19 protein-coding genes are annotated in these 20,588 nt (G+C 42.4%); 9 read left to right on the top strand and 10 right to left on the bottom strand.

The genetic code is table 11. The features are described from left to right. The first annotated feature begins 15 nt into the window (after window positions 1–15). The 7 genes from FNW02_RS07080 (at window position 16) to FNW02_RS07050 (ending at window position 11,472) form a co-directional block, all read left to right on the top strand. Entirely contained in the window at window positions 16–354 is a 339-nt protein-coding gene (locus FNW02_RS07080) for a CU044_2847 family protein (RefSeq protein ID WP_191756848.1), read from the top strand. After that, entirely contained in the window at window positions 338–4,531 is a 4,194-nt protein-coding gene (locus FNW02_RS07075; RefSeq protein WP_191756847.1) for an nSTAND1 domain-containing NTPase, read from the top strand. Before FNW02_RS07080 ends, FNW02_RS07075 begins: the two co-directional genes overlap by 17 nt. Window positions 4,532–4,773: 242 nt before the next feature. Next, window positions 4,774–6,960: a glycine--tRNA ligase subunit beta gene (gene glyS, locus FNW02_RS07070; protein WP_191756846.1), complete on the top strand. Its 2,187-nt coding sequence runs from the start codon at window positions 4,774–4,776 to the stop codon at window positions 6,958–6,960. A gap of 81 nt (window positions 6,961–7,041) precedes the next feature. Further along, on the top strand, window positions 7,042–8,547 hold the full coding sequence (gene murD, locus FNW02_RS07065; protein ID WP_191756845.1) for a UDP-N-acetylmuramoyl-L-alanine--D-glutamate ligase: 1,506 nt from the start codon (window positions 7,042–7,044) through the stop codon (window positions 8,545–8,547). A gap of 329 nt (window positions 8,548–8,876) precedes the next feature. Beyond that, complete coding sequence (locus FNW02_RS07060) at window positions 8,877–9,128, top strand: microviridin/marinostatin family tricyclic proteinase inhibitor (protein WP_191756844.1); 252 nt, start codon at window positions 8,877–8,879, stop codon at window positions 9,126–9,128. Window positions 9,129–9,395: 267 nt separating this feature from the next. Then, complete coding sequence (locus FNW02_RS07055; RefSeq protein ID WP_191756843.1) at window positions 9,396–10,397, top strand: MvdC family ATP-grasp ribosomal peptide maturase; 1,002 nt, start codon at window positions 9,396–9,398, stop codon at window positions 10,395–10,397. A 58-nt stretch (window positions 10,398–10,455) separates the two neighbouring features. Then, the gene (locus FNW02_RS07050) at window positions 10,456–11,472 is read left to right on the top strand and encodes an MvdD family ATP-grasp ribosomal peptide maturase (RefSeq protein WP_191756842.1); all 1,017 of its coding nucleotides are present in this window, start codon (window positions 10,456–10,458) and stop codon (window positions 11,470–11,472) included. Window positions 11,473–11,578: 106 nt separating this feature from the next. Here the strand turns inward: FNW02_RS07050 and FNW02_RS07045 are convergent, their stop codons facing one another. Then, complete coding sequence (locus FNW02_RS07045) at window positions 11,579–12,940, bottom strand: AAA-like domain-containing protein (RefSeq protein WP_191756841.1); 1,362 nt, start codon at window positions 12,938–12,940, stop codon at window positions 11,579–11,581. A 273-nt stretch (window positions 12,941–13,213) separates the two neighbouring features. Here FNW02_RS07045 and FNW02_RS07040 point away from each other — a divergent pair, with 273 nt between their 5' ends. Beyond that, entirely contained in the window at window positions 13,214–13,792 is a 579-nt protein-coding gene (locus tag FNW02_RS07040) for an NADPH-dependent FMN reductase (protein ID WP_191756840.1), read from the top strand. A gap of 28 nt (window positions 13,793–13,820) precedes the next feature. Here the strand turns inward: FNW02_RS07040 and FNW02_RS07035 are convergent, their stop codons facing one another. Next, complete coding sequence (locus FNW02_RS07035) at window positions 13,821–15,092, bottom strand: ribulose bisphosphate carboxylase small subunit (protein ID WP_191756839.1); 1,272 nt, start codon at window positions 15,090–15,092, stop codon at window positions 13,821–13,823. An 88-nt stretch (window positions 15,093–15,180) separates the two neighbouring features. Here FNW02_RS07035 and FNW02_RS07030 point away from each other — a divergent pair, with 88 nt between their 5' ends. Next, complete coding sequence (locus tag FNW02_RS07030; protein WP_191756838.1) at window positions 15,181–15,351, top strand: hypothetical protein; 171 nt, start codon at window positions 15,181–15,183, stop codon at window positions 15,349–15,351. On the opposite strand, the gene FNW02_RS07025 is transcribed toward FNW02_RS07030, so the two are convergent. The 8 genes from FNW02_RS07025 to FNW02_RS06995 form a co-directional block, all read right to left on the bottom strand. Then, window positions 15,346–16,053: a Uma2 family endonuclease gene (locus FNW02_RS07025; protein WP_191756837.1), complete on the bottom strand. Its 708-nt coding sequence runs from the start codon at window positions 16,051–16,053 to the stop codon at window positions 15,346–15,348. The genes FNW02_RS07030 and FNW02_RS07025 overlap by 6 nt on opposite strands. Before the next feature lie 119 nt (window positions 16,054–16,172). Next, window positions 16,173–16,316 (bottom strand): PIN domain-containing protein, encoded by a 144-nt coding sequence (locus tag FNW02_RS39880; protein WP_348535370.1) that lies wholly within the window; start codon window positions 16,314–16,316, stop codon window positions 16,173–16,175. Between the two features lie 2 nt (window positions 16,317–16,318). Then, the gene (locus FNW02_RS39875) at window positions 16,319–16,474 is read right to left on the bottom strand and encodes a PIN domain-containing protein (RefSeq protein WP_348535369.1); all 156 of its coding nucleotides are present in this window, start codon (window positions 16,472–16,474) and stop codon (window positions 16,319–16,321) included. A 38-nt stretch (window positions 16,475–16,512) separates the two neighbouring features. Further along, complete coding sequence (locus tag FNW02_RS07015) at window positions 16,513–16,737, bottom strand: type II toxin-antitoxin system Phd/YefM family antitoxin (RefSeq protein WP_191756836.1); 225 nt, start codon at window positions 16,735–16,737, stop codon at window positions 16,513–16,515. A gap of 61 nt (window positions 16,738–16,798) precedes the next feature. Further along, window positions 16,799–17,425 (bottom strand): GDSL-type esterase/lipase family protein, encoded by a 627-nt coding sequence (locus FNW02_RS07010; protein ID WP_191756835.1) that lies wholly within the window; start codon window positions 17,423–17,425, stop codon window positions 16,799–16,801. A 171-nt stretch (window positions 17,426–17,596) separates the two neighbouring features. After that, complete coding sequence (locus FNW02_RS07005; RefSeq protein ID WP_191756834.1) at window positions 17,597–17,932, bottom strand: ribulose bisphosphate carboxylase small subunit; 336 nt, start codon at window positions 17,930–17,932, stop codon at window positions 17,597–17,599. 44 nt (window positions 17,933–17,976) lie between these two features. Then, complete coding sequence (rcbX, locus tag FNW02_RS07000; RefSeq protein ID WP_191756833.1) at window positions 17,977–18,384, bottom strand: RuBisCO chaperone RbcX; 408 nt, start codon at window positions 18,382–18,384, stop codon at window positions 17,977–17,979. Window positions 18,385–18,487: 103 nt separating this feature from the next. After that, the gene (locus FNW02_RS06995) at window positions 18,488–19,918 is read right to left on the bottom strand and encodes a form I ribulose bisphosphate carboxylase large subunit (RefSeq protein ID WP_191756832.1); all 1,431 of its coding nucleotides are present in this window, start codon (window positions 19,916–19,918) and stop codon (window positions 18,488–18,490) included. Window positions 19,919–20,588 lie beyond the last annotated feature (670 nt).

The raw sequence follows: 20,588 nt of genomic DNA, 5'->3' as shown, positions 1-20,588 counted from the left end.
TGGTATAAATTTATTGTGAAACATATAGTAGAATTTCCTCTGGAAAGCGGCGAATCCATCCTTATAGAAGTAGATGAACCTGCACAAATTGACGATCGCATTAGCTTAGGAGATAAAGTGATCGAAAAAGCTACGCAGACTTTTGAGTCAGCTTTATCAACCGTCAAGCCTGTAGCTAATGCAATCATTGCAAAGATGAACAGCCTCCACCAGCCAGCAGATGAAGTGGAAGTTAAGTTTGGCATTAAAATCAGCGCTCAACTAGGTGCAGTTGTCGCTTCTGGAAATGGCGAGGTCAACTATGAAATTACTCTAAAGTGGAAACGGGAGTCATCAGATGACCGCACCGCTTGAATTGTCTGTTGTCAGAATTTATTCAAATAGTGGCAAAGTAATAGGTGCTGGCTTCTTATCCCAAAGATATATCCTCACCTGCGCCCATGTAATTGCTGATGCTTTGGGACTTCCGAGAAAAACTACCCAAATGCCAGATGCAGAAATCACCGTGGATTTTCCTTTAGTGGCGGCTAAACAACTGCTCAAAGCTAAAGTTGTTTTCTGGTTACCTGTAAATCCTGATGTGGAAGTAGAAGATATTGCAGGATTGGAATTAAAACATTCTCCCTTAGATAAAGCTTTACTCGCACCATTAATTACATCTGATGATTGGGCGGGACATCCTTTGCGAGTGTTGGGTTTTCCAGCAGGACAACCAGATGGTGTTTGGGCTACTGGCGTTTTACGTGGACGCACAGCTAAAGGTTGGGTGCAACTAGAGGATGTGAAACAACCAGGTTATCGACTAGAGCCTGGTTTCAGTGGTGCGCCGATATGGGATAGTGAACTTCAGGGTATAGCAGGAATAGCAGTCGCAGTAGACATCAACCGACCAGAAGCCAAAGTTGGGTTTATGATTCCCACACAGGTGTTGGTGAATGCATGGTCTGTGTTGCGTGAGCAAGCTATTGCTTCTTGTCCCTATCGCGGTTTATTTCCTTTCCGGGAAGAAGATAAAAGTTTTTTCTTTGGGCGGGATATTTTCACCCAGAAACTTGTAGATACAGTCCAAAAACAGTCATTGATTGCGGTGATTGGGGCGTCTGGTAGTGGTAAATCCAGTGTAGTGTTTGCGGGTTTAATTCCTAATTTACGCCAGCAAGGTAACTGGCTCATCGAATCTTTTCGTCCAAAAACGCATCCTGTAGATGAACTCGCAGCAGTAATTGTGCGCTTGCGTGAACCAGACAAGGGAAAGACGCAACAAGATATTGATGCCGGAAAATTAGCTTGTGGGTTGCGAGCGGGACAAGTTGCAGCACATACTGTTTTATCCCGAATTTTGTCAGAGAACCAGGATAAACGCCTGTTACTGGTGGTGGATCAATTTGAAGAACTTTACGCTTCTTGCTCAGATATTAAGGAGCGTCAATTATTTTTAAATCAATTACTAGAAGCCGCTGAACTGGTACAGAATTTTACTCTTTTGCTGACCTTGCGGGCTGATTTTTTGGGGTATGCGCTTTCTGATCGTCGTTTCGCCGATGCTTTGCAGAATGCTGATTTAAAACTTGCTCCAATGAACCAACAAGAATTGCAGCAGGCGATCGCTCAACCTGCAAACAAGCAAGGGGTAAGGTTAGAACAGGGTCTTGCAGAGCGGATTCTTCAAGCGGTGGCAAATTCACCAGGAAATTTGCCATTACTAGAATTTACTTTGACGCAACTATGGGCAAAGCAGCAAAATCGCCAGATGACTCATGCTGCTTACGAAGCCATCGGCGGTGTAGAAAAGTCGTTGGCAAACCATGCAGAAGCCGAGTTTGCCAAGCTCAAGACGGAGGAGCAACAACAAGCGCAGCCAGTATTTGTCCAGCTAGTACGACCTGGGGAGGGTACAGAAGACACCCGTCGACTAGCTACTAGAAGTGAGGTAGGAGACAATAATTGGGATTTGGTTAAGCGTCTAGCGGATGCGCGGCTAGTGGTAACTGGACTTGATGAAATTGCTGGTAAAGAAACAGTAGAGATTGTCCATGAAACCTTGATTCGGGAATGGGGAAGGTTGCACGGATGGATGGAAAGCGATCGCTCTTTTCGGACTTGGCAAGAATTACTCCGCTCTAGAATGCGCCAGTGGGAAAATGCTGGCAAAGATGAGGGGCCATTGTTGCGAGGTGTCCCCCTAGGACAAGCTGAAAACTGGCTCAAGCTGCGGCGAGAAGAATTGAGCCAAGCAGAGCAAGATTTTATTCAGCAAAGTTTAGCATTGCGCGATCGCGATCGCAAGCAAAAAGAACACCGCCGCAAACTAACTCTATTTGGGCTGACCAGTGGTTTAGTGGTAGTTTCAATCCTGGCTATGGTTGCATTTTGGCTACGATGGACAGCTGAAGTTGAAGGCTTAGGAGTCAATGCTTTAAAAAATTTTGAGTCTGGCGCTGGAGAAATTGAGGCCTTGGTATCAGCAATGGCAGCCGGACAAGAAGTCAAAAAGATGACTTTTTGGAATCATCAATGTTTGCAAGACTGTCCAGCCACAAGTCCGCTGCTTGCTTTGCAGAAGATTCTAGATAATATTCATCAAACAAATCAAATTAATACTTATCAAAGAGGTGTAAACAGTATTCGTTTTCTTAAAAAAGAAAAACAAGACGAATTAATTGTTGCTGGTGGAGAAAATGGCACGGTTACGTGGCGAAATTTCCAGGGAAATGAATTGAAAAAGCCTAAACTGCACAATAACAGTATTAAAAGTATCGATTTTAGTGAAGATCAAACAATACTGGCTACAGGTGCAACTAACGGCTGGGTAAAACTGTGGAATGTCTCAGCAAGTCAGGAGTCACCTTCTTTAATAACATCCATGCATCATGAATGTGTTGATGGACAGCAATTAAGAGAATATGACCAACCAAAAGAGGATGATAAATGTAGTGTCAACAATGTTCGTTTTCTTCCCAAGAGCAACCTACTGGCAACAACTGGAGATGATGGCAAAGTCAAGCTGTGGCGTTTCAACGGAGAACCTGTTTTAACAATAGATGCCCATCAGGGAAGTATCAAAAGTCTCAATCCTAATTCTGATAATATTCAGCAATTTGCCACAGCTGGAGAGGATGGCTTGGCAAAGCTTTGGGATATCAAGGGGACAAAATTGGCAACATTTAAGGGTCATGAATGCAGTGTCAAGGATACTAAAAAATGTAGTGTTAATAGTGTCTGGTTTTACCCCAAGAAAAAGCAAGTTGCTACTGCTGGAGATGATGGTACAGTTCGGCTGTGGAATCTTGCTGGAGAAGAACTGGCAAAATTTGAGGCTGACTCTGAAGGTGTTGAGACAGTTCGTATTCGCAATGATGGTTTGATTGCTACATCAGGTAGCAATGGCAAAGTTCGGCTATGGAATAATTTCAAGGGAACACTACAAGCAGAATTTTTAGGTCATCAAGGTAGTGTTGTGAGCATCCGGTTTAATGAAGGGGGCGATACTCTTGCCACCGCTGGAAAAGATGATGGTACGGTAAGAATCTGGGCAGTTCCAGGAAAATCATTAATCAAACCCAAAAATCCCTTAACTAAATTAAAAGGGCATGAAAAAGCTGTTGGCAGTGTGCGTTTTAGCCCAGATGGTAAGTTACTGGTTACAGCTTCAGATGATGACATCATTAGGCTTTGGAACCTCCAAGGGAAACTGATAAGACAATTCAAAGCCAATCAAGGCGGTGTTAACAGTGTGCGTTTTAGTCCAAAAGAAGCAGAAAACCTCATTGTTACAGGTGGAAAAGATGGCACAATCAAGATCTGGACGCGCACTGGAGAATCTTTAAAGCCTTTGAAACCTTTCGAGGGACATTCTCAAGCAATACGGAGTATCAATTTTGATAACAAAGGAGATAGGCTTGTTAGCGCTGGAAATGATGGTATGGCGAAACTGTGGGATCTCAAAGGAAACAAGTTACAAGAATTTCCGCATATAGGTAAAGTTGAGACCACTAGATTTAGTCCAGATGACAAGCTGGTAGCTACAGTTGGAGAAAATGGGACGGCATTACTGTGGGATATTAGCAGCAAGCAGTCTAAACAATTAACAGGTCATAAGGGCTATGTTAATACTGTCGGTTTTAGCCCTACAGAAAATAAACTGGCTACTGCTGGAGATGATGCTACGGTTAGGCTGTGGGATTATGCAGGAAATCAGTTAAAAGAATTTAAGACTTATGAAGGCAGAGTCACACAAATAACTTTCAGCCGGGATGGCAAGCTGCTAACTACATCTTCAGCAACCTATACAACTAGGCTGTGGAATTTATCAGGACAACAAGTAGCAGAATTTAAGGGTCATCAAGGCAGTGTGAGAAGCGCAGATTTTAGCCCGGATAGCAAACTACTAGCTACAGCCAATGAGGATAAGACGGCGATCGCGTGGCGCGTTAGAGGATTAGATGAATTGCTGCATGAAGGGTGCGATCGCCTCAAAGATTACTTTGTAACTTATCCCGAAGAAAAGAAAAAACTTAGTATGTGTCGTTGAAGTACTTGTCTAATCAACTTTCAATATCCAACAGATATATAATTTTGGTGGTACAAAAGTTTGTGTAGTTTTAAAGTAATAAATATTACTTTAAAATAACATCACTTAACTAGGGAAATAAACCACCCATTCAAAATGTCTAAAACCCTTGCGAATTACGAATTACGAATTACGAATTACGAATTACGAATTACGCGCAGCAGTACTAGTCTAATATCGTATATCTTTTGTGTAATATTCTGATGACAAAGGTTAAGAGTGTTGATATATCAGGAAATTTGGCGTTTTTATTAGAAGTTGGTACAGAAGAATTACCTGCAAGCTTTCTTAGTAATGCCTTAGTGCAATGGCAAGAGCGCATTCCTCAAAGTCTAGAAGCAAATAGCCTTAAAGGCGCATCTGTAGAAGTTTACGGTACTCCCCGGCGTCTGGCCGTATTAATCAAAGGTCTACCATCTCAGCAACCAGACCGCGAAGAAGAAATTCAAGGGCCTCCCGCCCAAGCCGCCTTTAAAGATGGTCAACCGACACCAGCAGCAATAGGCTTTGCCAGAAGGCAAGGAGTGGAACTGGAAGCTTTAGAAGTTCGCTCCACACACAGAGGCGATTTTGTCTTTGTGCAAAGAAGTATTCCTGGTCGTCCTGTCGCAGAAATTTTGACAGAACTAGTTCCTCAGTGGATTTTGAGTTTAGAAGGAAAGCGGTTGATGCGCTGGGGTGATGGGGATATGCGATTTTCCCGTCCCATTCGCTGGCTGGTAGCTTTATTAGATGAGACAGTTTTGCCGATTGAATTAGTTAATGGTTCGGAAACGATAAAGAGCGATCGCATTTCTCAAGGTCATCGTATCTTACATCCCAAACCAGTAACCATTACCCAAGCCACCGATTATGTAAATACTCTCCACTCTGCCTATGTTACTGTTGACCCAGCGGAACGGGCAAATCTGATTAAAAAGCAAGTACAAGTAGCAGCACAACAATCAGGTGGACATACAGTAATTTATCCTGATTTGTTAGAGGAAGTTATTAATCTTGTAGAATATCCTTCAGCTGTTGTTGGCAAATTTGAACCAGAGTTTTTGCAGTTACCAACTGAGGTAATTACTGAAGTTATGGTGACTCATCAGCGTTATTTTCCTGTATTTAAAGAAGGTAGTTCCCAAGAAGAATTATTACCAAATTTCATCACTGTTTCTAATGGTGATCCCACCAAATCAAACATTATTGCCGTTGGGAATGAAAGAGTTATCCGCGCCAGATTAGCAGATGGTCAATTTTTCTATCAAGCTGATTTAGCCAAGTCTCTAGAAAGCTTTTTACCACAATTAGAAAAAGTCACTTTCCAAGAAGATTTGGGTTCTCTACGGCTCAAGGTAGACAGAATAGTCAAGATTACTGGGCAAATTAATACCCAATTACAGCTAGAGGAAAATCAAAGCCAAAAAAATCAACGTGCTGCTTTATTATGTAAAGCCGATTTGGTTACTCAAATGGTATATGAATTTCCCGAATTGCAAGGAATAATGGGACAAAAGTATGCTCTAGCTAGTGGTGAAGATGCCGAAGTCGCAAACGCAATTTTTCAGCATTATTTACCCACAGGAGCAGGTGATATTTTGCCGGAAACTCTGACTGGTCAAGTTGTCGGTTTAGCAGACAGATTAGACACGTTGGTCAGTATCTTTGGATTAGGTTTAATACCTACAGGTTCTTCAGATCCTTTTGCCTTGCGACGGGCGGCAAATGCTGTAATTAACATTACATGGGCGGCTAATTTGCCAATAAATTTAGAAAATTTATTGCAGCAAGTAGTAGCAGACTTTGCCGCAGCTTACAACAAAAATCAGGCGCAATTAACTACAGCATTGCAAGAATTTTTCTTACAACGCATCCGCACTCTACTGCAAGAAGAAAAGCAGATTGATTACGACTTGGTAAATGCAGTTTTGGGAGAAAATGACCCAGAGTATAGAGAACGGGCGTTACAAGATTTATTAGATGTACGCGATCGCGCCTTATACTTGCAACAAATCCGCAACGACAACACTTTAGATATCATCTACGAAACCGTTAACCGTTCCACACGATTAGCGACGCAAGGTGATTTGGATACAAAACAGCTAGAACCAACAAGCGTAGTCCGTCAAGAACTATTCCAAAAATCTTCTGAAGGAGCTTTGTATAATGCCTTAGTTGATTTAGTGCCACAAACTCAAGCAGCACAGCAGACACGGAATTATCAACTATTAGTAGCAGCATTAACAAACATTGCCCCCACTGTAAGTAACTTTTTTGACGGGCCAGATAGCGTTTTAGTGATGGATACTGATCCTGAAGTTAAGCGTAATCGATTACATTTATTGGGATTAGTTCGTAATCATGCCCGTGTGCTGGCTGATTTTGGGGCGATCGTCAAAAATCTGTAGCACAGGCCAACAAAAAGTTGTGTAATTTTGCCAATAAGCGCTACTATAGGGAGTGCTTAACCAGGGACTCTGCTGCAATCTATGCCTAGAGCTACTGTGATTGGATTGGGAAAGTCCGGTGTTGCTGCGGCGAGATTGTTGCAACGGGAAGGTTGGGAGGTGGAGCTAAGCGATCGCACCATCTCCGAAACCCTCCTTCAGCAACAACAAGAACTCGCTGCCGAGCAAATAACCGTTAAACTAGGCCAATCCTTGGAATTGAATGGTGCTAATTTACCCCAATTAATAGTCGTCAGTCCTGGCGTGCCTTGGGATATTCCTGTATTAATTCAGGCACGAGAACTAGGCATTGAAACCATTGGGGAAATGGAACTCGCCTGGCGACATCTGCAATCTGTACCTTGGGTAGGAATTACCGGCACTAACGGCAAAACTACTACCACAGCTTTAATTGCTGCCATTTTTCAAGCAGCAGGATTGAATGCACCCGCTTGCGGTAATATTGGCTACGCTGCCTGTGAAGTTGCTCTGTCTCAGAGGGGATTGGGGACAGGGGGAGCAGGGGAAGCAGGAGAAAAATTTGATAATTCCTCACTCTTAACTCCTCACTCCTCACTGGATTGGGTAATTGCCGAAGTCAGCAGCTATCAAATAGAATCATCTAATACTCTTGCTCCCCGTATCGGTATTTGGACAACCTTCACACCAGATCACCTCAGTCGCCATAAGACTTTAGAGAACTACTACAACATCAAAGCTAAACTGTTGCATCAGTCTAAATTTCAAGTTTTCAATGGCGATGATGGCTATTTGAGCAAGCTAGGCCAAAGTCATTGGCCTGATGCCTATTGGACAAGTGTCAAAGGGAAAGATTCTCTGATTGGTGAACAAGGCTTTTACATCGAAAATGGCTGGGTTGTCGAAAAGTTGACTGCATCCTCAGCACCAGCACCCGTTGTAAAAGTGTCTGCTTTACGGATGGTGGGAGAACACAACCAACAAAATCTACTTATGGCTGTAGCAGCAGCGCGATTAGCAGGGATTGATTGTGATGCTATTGCGCGTGCAATTCGTGAATTCCCTGGCGTTGCTCATCGTTTGGAGCATATCTGCACTTGGGAAGGCATTGATTTTATTAACGATAGCAAAGCCACCAACTACGATGCTGCCGAAGTTGGCTTAGCATCAGTAAAAAATCCAGCGATTTTGATTGCTGGCGGAGAAGCCAAAGCAGGTGATGATACTGGTTGGTTAGCAAAAATTCGCTCCTCAACTGCTGCTGTATTATTAATTGGCTCTGCCGCACCCACGTTTGCCCAACGCCTCCAAGAGGTAGGGTATCATTCTTATGAAATTGTGGAAACGATGGAGAAGGCAGTCATCAGGTCAGCAGAATTAGCTAAGCAGTATCATGCATCTGTAGTGTTGCTATCTCCAGCTTGCGCGAGTTTCGACCAGTACCCGAATTTTGAAGTCCGGGGAGATCATTTCCGCCAGTTATGTCTTGCTTGGGCAACAGACAGAAAGTTTACTGCGAAATTAGATTCTGCAAGCTCAAGTCAAGAGTCCATAGTCCGAAGTCGGTAGTTAGCTTTACTTCCTTTACGGGGATTTTTACTTGATTGATAGCATTAGCTTCTATTATTTAGGGACATAACTATTACAGTTATGTCCCTAAATTTTTTCAACTAATAGAGCCGGATATCGTCCAGCTCCCCAACTTCTTTGAGAAGTCGGGGAGCTGGAGAAGTCGAGGATCTTGGTTCTCAAACATAAGTGTATTAATTATGTCCCAAAAAACTATATAAGAAACTGCTGAAGACAAAAGTCCATTAATTATGATGATTTATAGTTATTGTTTTAAAGCCACAAATTGAGTATAAATTTACATTCACTTGACCAAAGGAGTTAAAGTTGTGTCTAACATCAAAGTAGAAGATTTAGATTCGCAAGCAGTTCCATTCTTTGCCCGCTTTTTAGAAGGACAATCTCCCGAAGAAATGTCTGAAGAAGAAATGGAAGCAGTGGCAGGCGGTTGTGGTGGAACAGTTACGACGCTGAAGTTTCCTTCTGATAATGAAGATGTCGTCACTAAGAAATATCCATCTGATAGCGATGAATATGCTGTTACTCAAAAGTATCCCTCAGATGGTGACGATACATTTTGAAATTAAACATACAGCAGTTTTCAATGAATAGACCACAGTAGGGTGGGCATTGCGATGCCCACCTTTTCAAGCTACAAGCTTATGTGCGATCGCCTATAGCGGAGTGTAGCCCATCGCAAAAATTCCAAACTAGATGATGTCATGAATCAATACTCATCTGATAGTAAAGATTACATTTTTCCTATAATTTTTATAAAGTAACTGCTTACTTATTTCTAGTTGGTAGTAGGCTGCAAAAGAAAAAAACCAACACTAATTCGATATTTTATGCGCCCCTCGCGTGATGTGGTTTTGTTAATCACCCACAGTGGTGATTACTTCACAATAGATAGAGTCGCAGATGCCCTATCAAAACGGGGCGCACAACCATTTCGCTTTGACACCGATCAATTTCCGATCGCAATACAACTCCAAGCGCATCTTGACAACTCTGGGAGTTATCACAGGCTAAAATATGGCGATGTCTCTATCAGCACAGAGCAAGTACAAGCGGTGTGGATGCGTCGTATTTGGCAGCCTCAGTTAGGTAAAGAATTGGCTCCACAATTCCAACAAGCTTGCATCAGAGAATCACTCACAACTCTAGATGGCTTCTGGGACAGTCTTAGGGGAGCTATGTGGGTGGATGATTTGCAGCGGATTAATGCCGCAGAGAACAAGCTACGTCAATTGAGGGTAGCTCGTGAAGTCGGTCTGGTGATCCCTCGGACTCTCGTTACTAATGACCCTGAAGAAGTAAGAGAGTTTTTCTTTGAAGTCAAAGAAAAGATGATTGCTAAGCTATTAACCCCTCTTTCATCTGGAATGAAAGGCTCCACTTTTTTTCTATATACCAGATTAGTTAAAGAGGAAGACTTACTGGATGCCCAAACACTGCGTTATTGTCCTATGGTGTTTCAAGAGCAAATCCCTAAAAAACTGGAACTACGGGCAGTATTTGTGAATGGAAAACTATTTGTAGGGGCGTTAGATGCGTCTCGTTATGCAGCATTCACCCAAGATTGGCGACGCGCTAAATCTGAGGATTGTGTATGGCAAACTCATGAACTTCCAACAGATGTAGTTGATTGTCTCAATGCTTTTATGGCCAGGTTTGGACTAGTTTTTGGGGCATTAGACTTGATTCAAACACCATCAGGAGAATACGTATTTTTGGAAGTTAATCCTACAGGTGAGTGGGGAATGTTAGAACGAGATTTGGGCTACCCCATTTCGGAAGCGATCGCTAATACCCTGCTTTCAAAAAGTGCAATACTACTCGATATTTAATCTTCTTTGTGCCTTTGTGCCTTTGTGGTGACAAAAATTAAATAATAAGAAAGCAACGATGACTATTTTAATCATTACTCACAGCGAAGATAACGAAAGCATTTCCCTAGTTCTCCAGGCAATTGCAGATCAAGGAGGGAAAGCATTTCGTTTTGACACAGACCGATTTCCTACAGAAGTGCAGCTGGATGTTTACTATAGTGAAGAATCTGAACGAGTGATTTTGAGTTGTGATGACCAGAAGCTAGATTTGAATGAGGTGTTTGCAGTTTGGTATCGGCGAATTGCGATCGGGGCAAAAATTCCCAAAACGATGGATCAGCAACTTCGACAAGCTTCAATTCAGGAATCTCGCGTCACTATTCAAGGGATGATTGCTAGCATCAACGGGTTCCATCTTGACCATCAACCAAATATCCGTCGAGCAGAAAATAAACAACTACAATTACAAGTGGCCCGAGAGGTTGGTTTAGATACCCCGCGTACCTTGACTACAAACAATCCACTTACAGTCAAGCGATTTGCTCAAGAGTGCAAGCATGGCATGATTACAAAGATGCTCTCTTCCTTTGCTATCTACGACGAACAAGGGCAAGAGAATGTTGTGTTCACGAATCCAGTAAAACCTGAAGATCTAGACAACCTTGATGGATTGCGTTTCTGCCCGATGACCTTTCAGGAAAAAATACCGAAGGCGCTAGAACTGCGGACAATTATTGTAGGTAAGCGTGTTTTCACCGCTGCGGTTGACTCCCAAGCTTTGGAGAAAGCGCACTACGACTGGCGACGACAGGGAATTGCTTTGCTCAACGCTTGGCAAGCCTACACCCTACCTCAAGATGTGGAGGAGAAGCTACTTAAATTAATGGCTAACTTTGGTTTGAATTACGGGGCGATTGATATTATTTTGACACCAGGCGATCGCTATGTATTCCTTGAAGTTAACCCAGTGGGAGAGTTTTTCTGGCTGGAACGCTGCCCTGGCTTACCCATTTCTCAAGCAATAGCTGAACTTGTACTTACTGAGTCTGAGGCTTGTAAAACAAGTAAATACCGTATAGCAGGCAAATTATGATCTGTATACGTTCTCAAGATAGATGAACTACAAAAATAAGAATGATTAAATTTATCTGAGTCTTTCACTTCTGTTTACCAGGTTTGGTGTATCACCAAGCCTTTTTTCATGTCAAGTTAGTTAATATTTGCCTATCTTCAGGGAGAAACTTCGGGTGAAAATACTGCCGATATAAGTGACAACTGAGCATTGCTTTGTTGTTGTCTAACTTAATTAGCCCCATACTGCTTAACTTATAAGCCAAAATTGGTTCTAATCTAACAGGTTCAGTAGCATTTACAACAGCATTAAGGGCGATCGCTAATTCAGGCTGTTCTTGCAAAGTTGCACAGTGACGTTGTAAGTGATGATGATAAATTCCGGTAGATGTGGGGGCAGTTTCTAGTAACTGTGGGAGAGTTAGCTCACCCTGGTTAAGGTGATAGAGTGCTATGTTGACTAGTGCCGGATGTCCTCCAACCATATCTATTAATTGTTTGGCTTCTTGGCCATCAGTCCAGTTAAGTCCATAGCGCTGAGCTAACTGCTGCACCTGGTCTAGACTGAAGCAAGTAAGCTGAACTGGTAGCCCCACATTGAAAGGAGACTGATGAAGTTGCAGGGGAACATAAATATCAGTCGAGTGAACTACAATTAGGCGAAGCTTTTGCCAAATGGGTAGTCTTTTGGCTTCTTCATACCATGAACGCAACAAGGGTAAAACTTCTTTTGCCACTTGCGGATGCTCAAACATTTGGTTTACCTCGTCTAATGCCAAGACAACAGGAGTATCAATTTGTTCGAGCACATAGCTTCTCAAGTAAAGGCTGCAACTGACTTTGCTGCCAATATCTTCATCCCAATAATCGTCTAGTTTCGGTTCGATCTGAAGCTGAAGGGCGATGTTGGCACATAGCCAGCGCAGAAACCGATTGAGATCGCTCAAAATATCTTGGTCAATTTGCTCCAAGTTCAGGCTCACTGTGCGATGGCCGAGACGATTGGCATGTTCTAAAATTCTCAGCAGCAGTGAGGTTTTACCCATTTCTTTAGGAGCTTTAATCCGTACTAAGGCTCCTGGTTTACTAATTTCTGTGTAAGCCTGTCTCTCAACCGGAGAGTTTTCAATGTAAAAAGGGGAGTCAATAGGAACCGAACCACTAGGAAAGCGAGGCGATGAGATATCCTGCTTAATATCGAGGATGTTGCCCACACTGCTTGTTTGTGCAGCTGCATAAGACTCAAGTAGCGCCCGACAGTTTTTCTTGGTGACACGTTCACCGATAATTTCAGTAAGTCGTCGGCATAACTCTGGAGCGACGACATTAGTAAAGTAGCCGGGGCTATAGCCTTGTTCTTGAGCAATTTGGCTATAGGTATGATACTGCCATGTACCCCGTAAAATCAGAACTTCTGTGGCATTGAGGGGACGATGTTGAATTTCAACCAGCTTGCGGTTAACAATATTAAGAACAGATTCGAGGTTCATGGAAGTTCTATAGCCATCTTCTTAAGTGTGAATCGACTCGACCATAACCAAATAATATCAGGATAGTGCTAGTGTAATAAGCGATCGCGCACCTAACTTGAACATCTGTTGGTAATGGTAGTCAAAAGAAATGGACACAAACCTTACATAGCAATGGACAATTTTTTAGTTCTGTCGAACTTATGTTAAAGAAAATCTAAAAAAAGCAAGATGCGATCGCAACAAAACTGGATAATGCACTTGAATTGGCTAATTCATTAAACTGATATTTTTATGGCATATACGCCCAAAATCTTGGCTTTTGCTGGCAGCACCCGCACTGATTCCTACAACAAAAAATTGGTAAAAATTGCGGCAGATGGTGCTAAGGCAGCAGGTGCGGAAGTAACTTATGTAGATCTGCGCGATTTGCCCCTACCTCTTTTTGATGAGGATCTAGAAGCTCAAGAAGGGCTACCTGCTAATGCTGGCACGTTTAAGGACTTGCTAATTTCTCATCAAGGATTGCTAATTGCTTCACCTGAATATAATAGTTCACTGACAGCAGTTTTGAAGAATGCCATCGACTGGGCATCTCGTCCATCTCCTAACGAAGCCCCGTTAGCTGCTTTTGTAGACAAGGTTGCTGCGATTATGAGCGCTTCACCAGGCGGTTTGGGTGGTCTACGGGGCTTGGTTCACTTACGGGCTATCTTAGGAAACATCAAAGTTTTGGTACTTCCTGATCAGGTTGCTGTACCCAAAGCTTACGAAGCTTTTAATGCCGATGGCACGTTAAAGGACGCTAAACAACAGGAATCTATTGAGAAGCTAGGTGAGAGCGTAGCAAACATATTGCTAAAGCTCAACTAAATATTGTAAACATCGAAAATTTACACTTTTAGTTTTTACCATTCGGTCGTTGAATAATCGTCTCCAAAACCCGCCGTTTAGCTTTTGGATCAATACCTACTAAGCGCACATACTCACCGCTATATTCTGCCAGAGATGATTCCAAATTTGAGATTGCGTCCGACTCTGCATCGATGTGGCTATTAACACAAGTTTGCCAAGAACCAGTGCGGAAACGTCGTTCATCTACATGTTCAATACTGATTTTGTAACCTTGAGATAATAATTGCCTGATTTGTGCTTGTGTATCTAAACTCAAATGGGTATTCGATACTTCCTGTTTATGGGATCTGTTCGTTGTTGCTTCTTTAGTTGAGCCATTGGTTGATGGCTGACTAACTGGTGTTGCAGGGGGTGGCGCAGCTTGATAATTTCTGCCTCTATTGAGTCGGTTGTACTCATCAACCAACTGGGAATTTTCTACTCGTTTTTGTTCACCAACCATCAAGTTACCAGACTCGATTAAGTGAGATAGGCTGAAATCTGGCTTTTTAAATTCTGGTGGCCCTTCTAGGCTATTAACTACACGCAAGGATACGCGCTCAAAGCCTATCTGATGGATGAAATTACGAATTTGCTCGTCATAAATACGCGATCGCAAAGCGCTAAAAAAGTCAACTGACTGATTGACAAAGGTATCAACTAACTGCTCAATTTCCCGGCGCGAAAGTCCATCTGGTTCAAAAATCCCTTCAACAATGCCCACCTTATCATCTCTATCAGGTTCCCAGTAAAATTTCTCCATCCGACCATCCCGAATTAATGGCGCGTAGAGGGTGGAAAAATCATTGCCTGTGACAATAATCGGTACACGATGTAAAGGTGTGGAATCATAGCTTCCAGGTAACTGCACATCTGTGGGATTATCGGCAATATTCATCAGTGTGGCATTCACCAACTGCGTGTTTACAGTATATTGAGTGCCTTCGTCAAAGCGGCCTGCACCAGCATCTAAATCGTTAATCATCAAAACACACATTTTTCCACGCACTTTGATCAGTTCTGCTGTTTCTCGGTAGCGCAGACGAATTAAACGTGCTGGATCTCCTGCATCAGGACTTTCCAACTCTCCGCCAGAGATGTGAGTCACCTCGATACCCATTTTCTCAAAGACCAACTCACATTGAAAGGACTTGCCTTCACCTTTGCGTCCATGAATCCCCAAAATTATGGGTACTCGAACACCAGGGAGTTTCAAGAAGTTTTTAGTGATGTGAACAGCAAGTTTGTCCAAAAAGCGGGGAGCAATGTAGTAACCCATGAGCCTGTCTTATAAATAGTTAGCACTTCTAAATATAATGTTAAGTTTTTCTGGGGACAGCGATCGCTTTTCCCCTTGAGTTCTAACCATGAATATCCGTAAACCAGCCCCACAGCATCACTGCACCCCATCATTCCGACGAAGTTTATACGGTGATGATGATAGCACTTTCATCTTTGATGATTATGGGTGCGATCGCTCAAAAAATATCAATGCTTATATCAGCTATTTAAAGATATATCAATCCAGAGATTTATAACTGAGGCTTTTGTGCTAACTGCTGTACAAAATTCTTATGTTCTTCGCTATTTAATCCTTGTTGTACTACAGTTAAAACTTGTGTCATTTCTCCTGCACATAACGCTTGTACATCCAACCATAAACCAGGAAAAACTTGGCTTTTGATTACTTCATCTGTACCCGATTTTAATGACACATATTCCTCATTTTGTAAGCTGAACCAATCGAGTTTATTCTCTAAAATTTGCCAAACAATATATTCTTTCACACCGTTCCGACGGTAAGCTTTCTTCTTATCGTATAAGTCATTTGCAGCGCTGCTGGCTGCAACTTCTGCTACTAATTCTGGTGCGCCTTCGATGTAGTCATCTTCACTAATACGTGCTTGTCCACCCAATATTTGATCAATTAGCAACACAACATCAGGCTGAGACTCGTTATCTAAGTCTAAGCGGACTGTGGCGTTATCACCTAACTCTATATCTGGGGTAGAAACTTTATAAGTTCCTAACCAGATGATTAAGTCACCATGAGGTTTTCCATGACTTCTAAAACGTAAGGGTGATGCCACGTAGACGACTCCTTCTATTAGTTCTGCTTTTTTAGTATCTGGCATGGCGTGATAGCGACGCTCAAACTCATGGCGAGTGAGTCTGTCCCCACTTTCTAAGTACGGTATAGGCGCATTTTGGCTTAAGCTATGCCTGGTTAATGCCGTCATGAGCGGATTTTTTGAAGGAATATCTGTTTGTCTAGTATAACTAAACTGATGTTGCCAGTAGATTTGAGGCGATCGCTATTTACTACCTCCGCCGAATTGGATATGCATCAAAAATTTTATCAGCACTCAGCATAAGTATGTACATTTTCTGCGATCGCCTGTGCAATTAAAAGCCGATCAAATGGGTCACGGTGATGTAAAGGTAGTGTTGCAACAACAGTAATATGGTCTATTTTGATTGACAGCAATTCAATGCCGTTCATAATTATTTGCTGTTCATAAACTCGTCAAAATTAATACCAAAAGTTAGTTTACCAATGCTGTGCTTGATTGCTATTTCCCAAATACTAGCAATACTTAGTAAATTATCATTATTTTCAATTTGCGATCGCATACTAACACTGATTTTTGGATCACCCATAACAAACTAAATAAAAGTATGAGTGTCCAGTAGTTGGCTCATTCCATATATTCCTTAAAATCTTCAAGTGGTTCATCAAAGTCATCAGACATTGTTATAAGACCTTTGGCACTACCAAACTTAGGATGACGTTTGACTGGCGACACAGAAGTTAACTTTACTACAGGTTGATTATCTTTGATGATAATTTCCTCACCACTGAGTGCTGCTTCAATTAAGTTAGGCAAGTTTTGAGATGCTCCAGCTAGAGTAATTTGCTGCATGATTACCACCTGTGAATGCAAAGACTAAGATGCTATCAATATCCTAACTTTGGATAATCAATTAAGTTAAAGGAAACCAATTTAACCAAGCGTTCCAATTTTCCACTATTTGAGCAAATTCTGTATAACCTCCTGCTCTGGGATGAACACCGTCATTAGTTCTTGCTTCATTCATCCAAATATTTGATTTTTCTAATATTGGAAAAACGTCTAAATAAGGTATATTAAATTCTTGACAAATTAAAACAAACTGCTTAGATAACTTGGTAGTTCTCTGCTTTCTTTGAGGGTCTTCCTCATCTACATAAGGCGCAGGGCCAACCATCAATACAGGATATAACTGTTTAGCTTCACTTAAAATTTTGCTAGCATTTTTGATAGACTCGGAAAAATCAACGCGGGTTTGACCATTTTCGAGAGTCGTGTCATTCAACCCAAAAGAGAATACAACTCTACCATCATATTCTTGAGGCAATCTAGCTGATACTTCCTGTATCCAGCGTTTTGCTATATCAGTACTCGTATTTCTCCTAATTCCTAAATTGTAGTAAGTAATGTCATAACCTTTTTTATTAGCATTAACGCATATTCTGCCTGTCCAACCAAGACATTCTGGGTCGCCAGTACCGTTGACAAAAGAGTCACCAACAAAACAAATTCTTACTTGGCGTAGATGTTCTAATTGCATTTACTTATATAAAAAAACGCAGAACTTTACGCAAAGAAACGCAAAGGTCTTCTCTGCGTACCTCTGCGCTTACCTCCGCGTCCCTCTGCGTTTAAAATCACTTAAACAAGAGAAGCAGATAATTCCACCTCTCCTATTTGTAATCAACAAATTACTTAAAGCATCTCAGCCTTAGTATCTGCTGCTGTTGGGTTTGTGAACAAGAAAGCTCATAACTTGGCACTGCTTGATGTTATCAAAACCCACAACACGGATATAAGAGTTGCTAAATTGAGAACGGCAACCTTGAACTTCGCTTAGTACTTCTTGAGTGGATTTAGCGCCGAACAAAGGCAATTTCCACATTGTCCAGAATAATTCAGTTGGCTCAGAAGTTTCGTTAAACTCGATCGCAGGAATAAAACCCTGATTTAGAATGTACTGGATCTGCTTGGCAATTTGAGCGTCAGACAGCGCAGGTAGATAAGAAAGGGTTTCGTAACGACGCTCTTTTGGTAAAGTTTGCATAGCTGTTGATAATGTGTTGCGATTTTTGATTACTAGTTGGCTGACTAACTGGATAAGTTATCCAAGTTCTGGTCTGAGGTTGTTTGCTGTTCTGGTTGCAGACTGGGGTTTAATGTATCTATTTGTGTGATGCGTTCTAGATGCTGGCGACGCTGTTCCATATTGGCTTGCTGAATGCCAGTCTGAACCATTTCCGGTAAAAATTCGGCGATTTCCTCCGCAATGTGTTCCCTGACAGTCATGATCCGCAACGCCAAATCTGGCTTTTCTCGGAACAGTTGCTCAATGTATGCTTCTCCGTCCTGAATTTTGCCGGATGAAAAGTTATGTAGCCAAAGTTCCAATGGAGGATTAGTTTCGCCTAGCTGCGCCAGTACTGTCCTTAGAGCCTGATAAGTCAGGTAGCTTTGGAGAGTCTTGGCTGTGTCTTTCGCAATTTGCTTGAGATTCATGCTTGACCCCAGCCTTTAGTTAAGTAAAAAGAAAAAGTAAAAAGTAAAAAGAAAGGATGAATATTTTCTTTTACCTTTTAACTTTTAACTTGTTACTTGAGGATCAGACGGTATCCATTGCCTCGAATTCAAATTTGATTTCTTTCCACAGTTCGCAAGCAACGGCCAATTCAGGAGACCACTTAGCGGCTTCGCGGATAATATCGTTACCTTCACGAGCCAAGTTGCGACCTTCATTACGAGCTTGAACACAAGCTTCTAAAGCTACGCGGTTAGCGGTAGCACCAGGAGCATTACCCCAGGGGTGTCCGAGAGTACCACCACCGAATTGTAGTACGGAGTCATCGCCAAAAATTTCTACGAGTGCAGGCATGTGCCAGATGTGGATACCACCAGAAGCAACTGCCATTACGCCAGGTAGAGAAGCCCAATCTTGGGTAAAGTAGATACCGCGAGACTTGTCTTGTTCAACGTAGTTTTCACGCAGCAAGTCAACGAAGCCCATTGTGATACCGCGTTCACCTTCCAGCTTACCAACCACTGTTCCGGTGTGGATGTGATCACCGCCGGACATCCGTAGCGCTTTAGCCAAAACGCGGAAGTGGATACCGTGGTTCTTTTGACGGTCGATAACGGCGTGCATAGCCCGGTGGATGTGCAACAACAGACCGTTGTCACGACACCAACGAGCCAATGTGGTGTTAGCGGTGAAACCTGCGGTGAGGTAGTCGTGCATGATGATGGGCATTTTGAGTTCTTTAGCGTACTCAGCCCGTTTCAGCATTTCTTCACAGGTGGGAGCGGTAACGTTTAGGTAGTGACCTTTGATTTCACCTGTTTCAGCTTGAGCTTTGTGGATAGCTTCAGCAACGAACAAAAAGCGATCGCGCCATCTTTGGAATGGTGCGGAGTTAATGTTTTCGTCGTCTTTGGTGAAGTCCAAACCACCGCGCAAGCACTCGTATACAGCGCGTCCGTAGTTCTTAGCCGAAAGACCTAGTTTGGGCTTAATTGTACAACCCAGCAAAGGCCGTCCATATTTGTTTAACTTGTCACGCTCAACTTGAATACCGTGGGGAGGGCCTTGGAAGGTCTTCAGGTAAGCTACAGGAATCCGTAAGTCTTCTAAACGCAGCGCCCGTAATGCTTTGAAACCAAATACGTTACCTACGATTGAGGTCAACATATTGGTTACAGAACCTTCTTCAAACAGATCCAAAGGATAGGCAATGTAGGCAATAAATTGATTATCTTCGCCGGCAACTGGTTCGATGTCGTAGCAACGACCTTTGTAGCGATCTAGGTCGGTGAGCAAGTCTGTCCATACAGTTGTCCAAGTACCAGTGGAAGACTCAGCTGCCACGGCCGCAGCCGCTTCTTCATAGGGAACTCCAGGCTGGGGTGTAACCCGGAATGCCGCTAAAATATCTGTATCTTTGGGTGTGTAATCGGGTGTGTAATAAGTTAGTCTGTAATCTTTAACACCAGCTTGATACCCAGTTTTGCTCTGAGTCTTAGTTTGAGCGTAAGACATATTTTATCCTTCCCAGAAGTCACTCTTTTTACTTATCAGATCACGTGCTGTGCAATTCCCCCTCATCCCCGCTCTTTCCCCCCTTCAGCGGGGAGAAGATCAGGAAAATTTTCTGTTAGGGGTTGCCTTTAGTAGAGGGTAGTAGTCTTTCTGCCCTTCTTGGGGCACACGACCTAGCGCTTCTACTCTCTCCTCTTCCTAAGTTTCAAAATTCTTTTTTATCTGTTCCTCGCACCCTACTAAACCTTTTCAATTCCACCAAAACTACCAGCACGCGGTAGTACTTAGATAATTTCCCTACAAACTGGGGCATTCAGGGGAGTGGGCTGGCTGGCACACATTCCCGCCTCTGCATTCCTTTTACTTTTTCCTGTAAAGGAAAAAGACTATAAGAGAATCTACTTGACAGTAAAGACAGAGGTTCAGCAGAGTTGTGAGCGAAAAATAAAAAATTGCACACCACGTAATTTGTAGCTTGTTTCACAATATATCAAGAATTCGATAAGTTATTCTTTGAAACTTTTTAAGTTAACTATATAAATTTGTTATTACATAAAGTTTTAAACATTTTGTTAAGAATGATTTACAAAGGTTCATGAATAACTGTATAGAGCCTTGATGGACAAGAGTTTTCCTGTCTGGACGAAGATTGTCAGGATGCTTTTGAGGC

The organism is Komarekiella delphini-convector SJRDD-AB1, from assembly GCF_014831675.1.
Classification (GTDB): Bacteria; Cyanobacteriota; Cyanobacteriia; order Cyanobacteriales; family Nostocaceae; genus Komarekiella.
Note: the sequence above shows the minus strand (reverse complement) of the source record. Positions and strands in the feature narration are given on the sequence as shown.

What these genes read in the sequence shown, in the direction of transcription:
- FNW02_RS07075 (WP_191756847.1), top strand. Translation starts at nt 338, where the DNA reads ATGACCGCACCGCTTGAATTGTCTGTTGTCAGAATTTATTCAAATAGT.
- glyS (WP_191756846.1), top strand. Translation starts at nt 4,774, where the DNA reads ATGACAAAGGTTAAGAGTGTTGATATATCAGGAAATTTGGCGTTTTTA.
- murD (WP_191756845.1), top strand. Translation starts at nt 7,042, where the DNA reads ATGCCTAGAGCTACTGTGATTGGATTGGGAAAGTCCGGTGTTGCTGCG.
- FNW02_RS07055 (WP_191756843.1), top strand. Translation starts at nt 9,396, where the DNA reads ATGCGCCCCTCGCGTGATGTGGTTTTGTTAATCACCCACAGTGGTGAT.
- FNW02_RS07050 (WP_191756842.1), top strand. Translation starts at nt 10,456, where the DNA reads ATGACTATTTTAATCATTACTCACAGCGAAGATAACGAAAGCATTTCC.
- FNW02_RS07045 (WP_191756841.1), bottom strand. Translation starts at nt 12,940, where the DNA reads ATGAACCTCGAATCTGTTCTTAATATTGTTAACCGCAAGCTGGTTGAA.
- FNW02_RS07040 (WP_191756840.1), top strand. Translation starts at nt 13,214, where the DNA reads ATGGCATATACGCCCAAAATCTTGGCTTTTGCTGGCAGCACCCGCACT.
- FNW02_RS07035 (WP_191756839.1), bottom strand. Translation starts at nt 15,092, where the DNA reads ATGGGTTACTACATTGCTCCCCGCTTTTTGGACAAACTTGCTGTTCAC.
- FNW02_RS07030 (WP_191756838.1), top strand. Translation starts at nt 15,181, where the DNA reads ATGAATATCCGTAAACCAGCCCCACAGCATCACTGCACCCCATCATTC.
- FNW02_RS07025 (WP_191756837.1), bottom strand. Translation starts at nt 16,053, where the DNA reads ATGACGGCATTAACCAGGCATAGCTTAAGCCAAAATGCGCCTATACCG.
- FNW02_RS39880 (WP_348535370.1), bottom strand. Translation starts at nt 16,316, where the DNA reads ATGAACGGCATTGAATTGCTGTCAATCAAAATAGACCATATTACTGTT.
- FNW02_RS39875 (WP_348535369.1), bottom strand. Translation starts at nt 16,474, where the DNA reads ATGGGTGATCCAAAAATCAGTGTTAGTATGCGATCGCAAATTGAAAAT.
- FNW02_RS07015 (WP_191756836.1), bottom strand. Translation starts at nt 16,737, where the DNA reads ATGCAGCAAATTACTCTAGCTGGAGCATCTCAAAACTTGCCTAACTTA.
- FNW02_RS07010 (WP_191756835.1), bottom strand. Translation starts at nt 17,425, where the DNA reads ATGCAATTAGAACATCTACGCCAAGTAAGAATTTGTTTTGTTGGTGAC.
- FNW02_RS07005 (WP_191756834.1), bottom strand. Translation starts at nt 17,932, where the DNA reads ATGCAAACTTTACCAAAAGAGCGTCGTTACGAAACCCTTTCTTATCTA.
- rcbX (WP_191756833.1), bottom strand. Translation starts at nt 18,384, where the DNA reads ATGAATCTCAAGCAAATTGCGAAAGACACAGCCAAGACTCTCCAAAGC.
- FNW02_RS06995 (WP_191756832.1), bottom strand. Translation starts at nt 19,918, where the DNA reads ATGTCTTACGCTCAAACTAAGACTCAGAGCAAAACTGGGTATCAAGCT.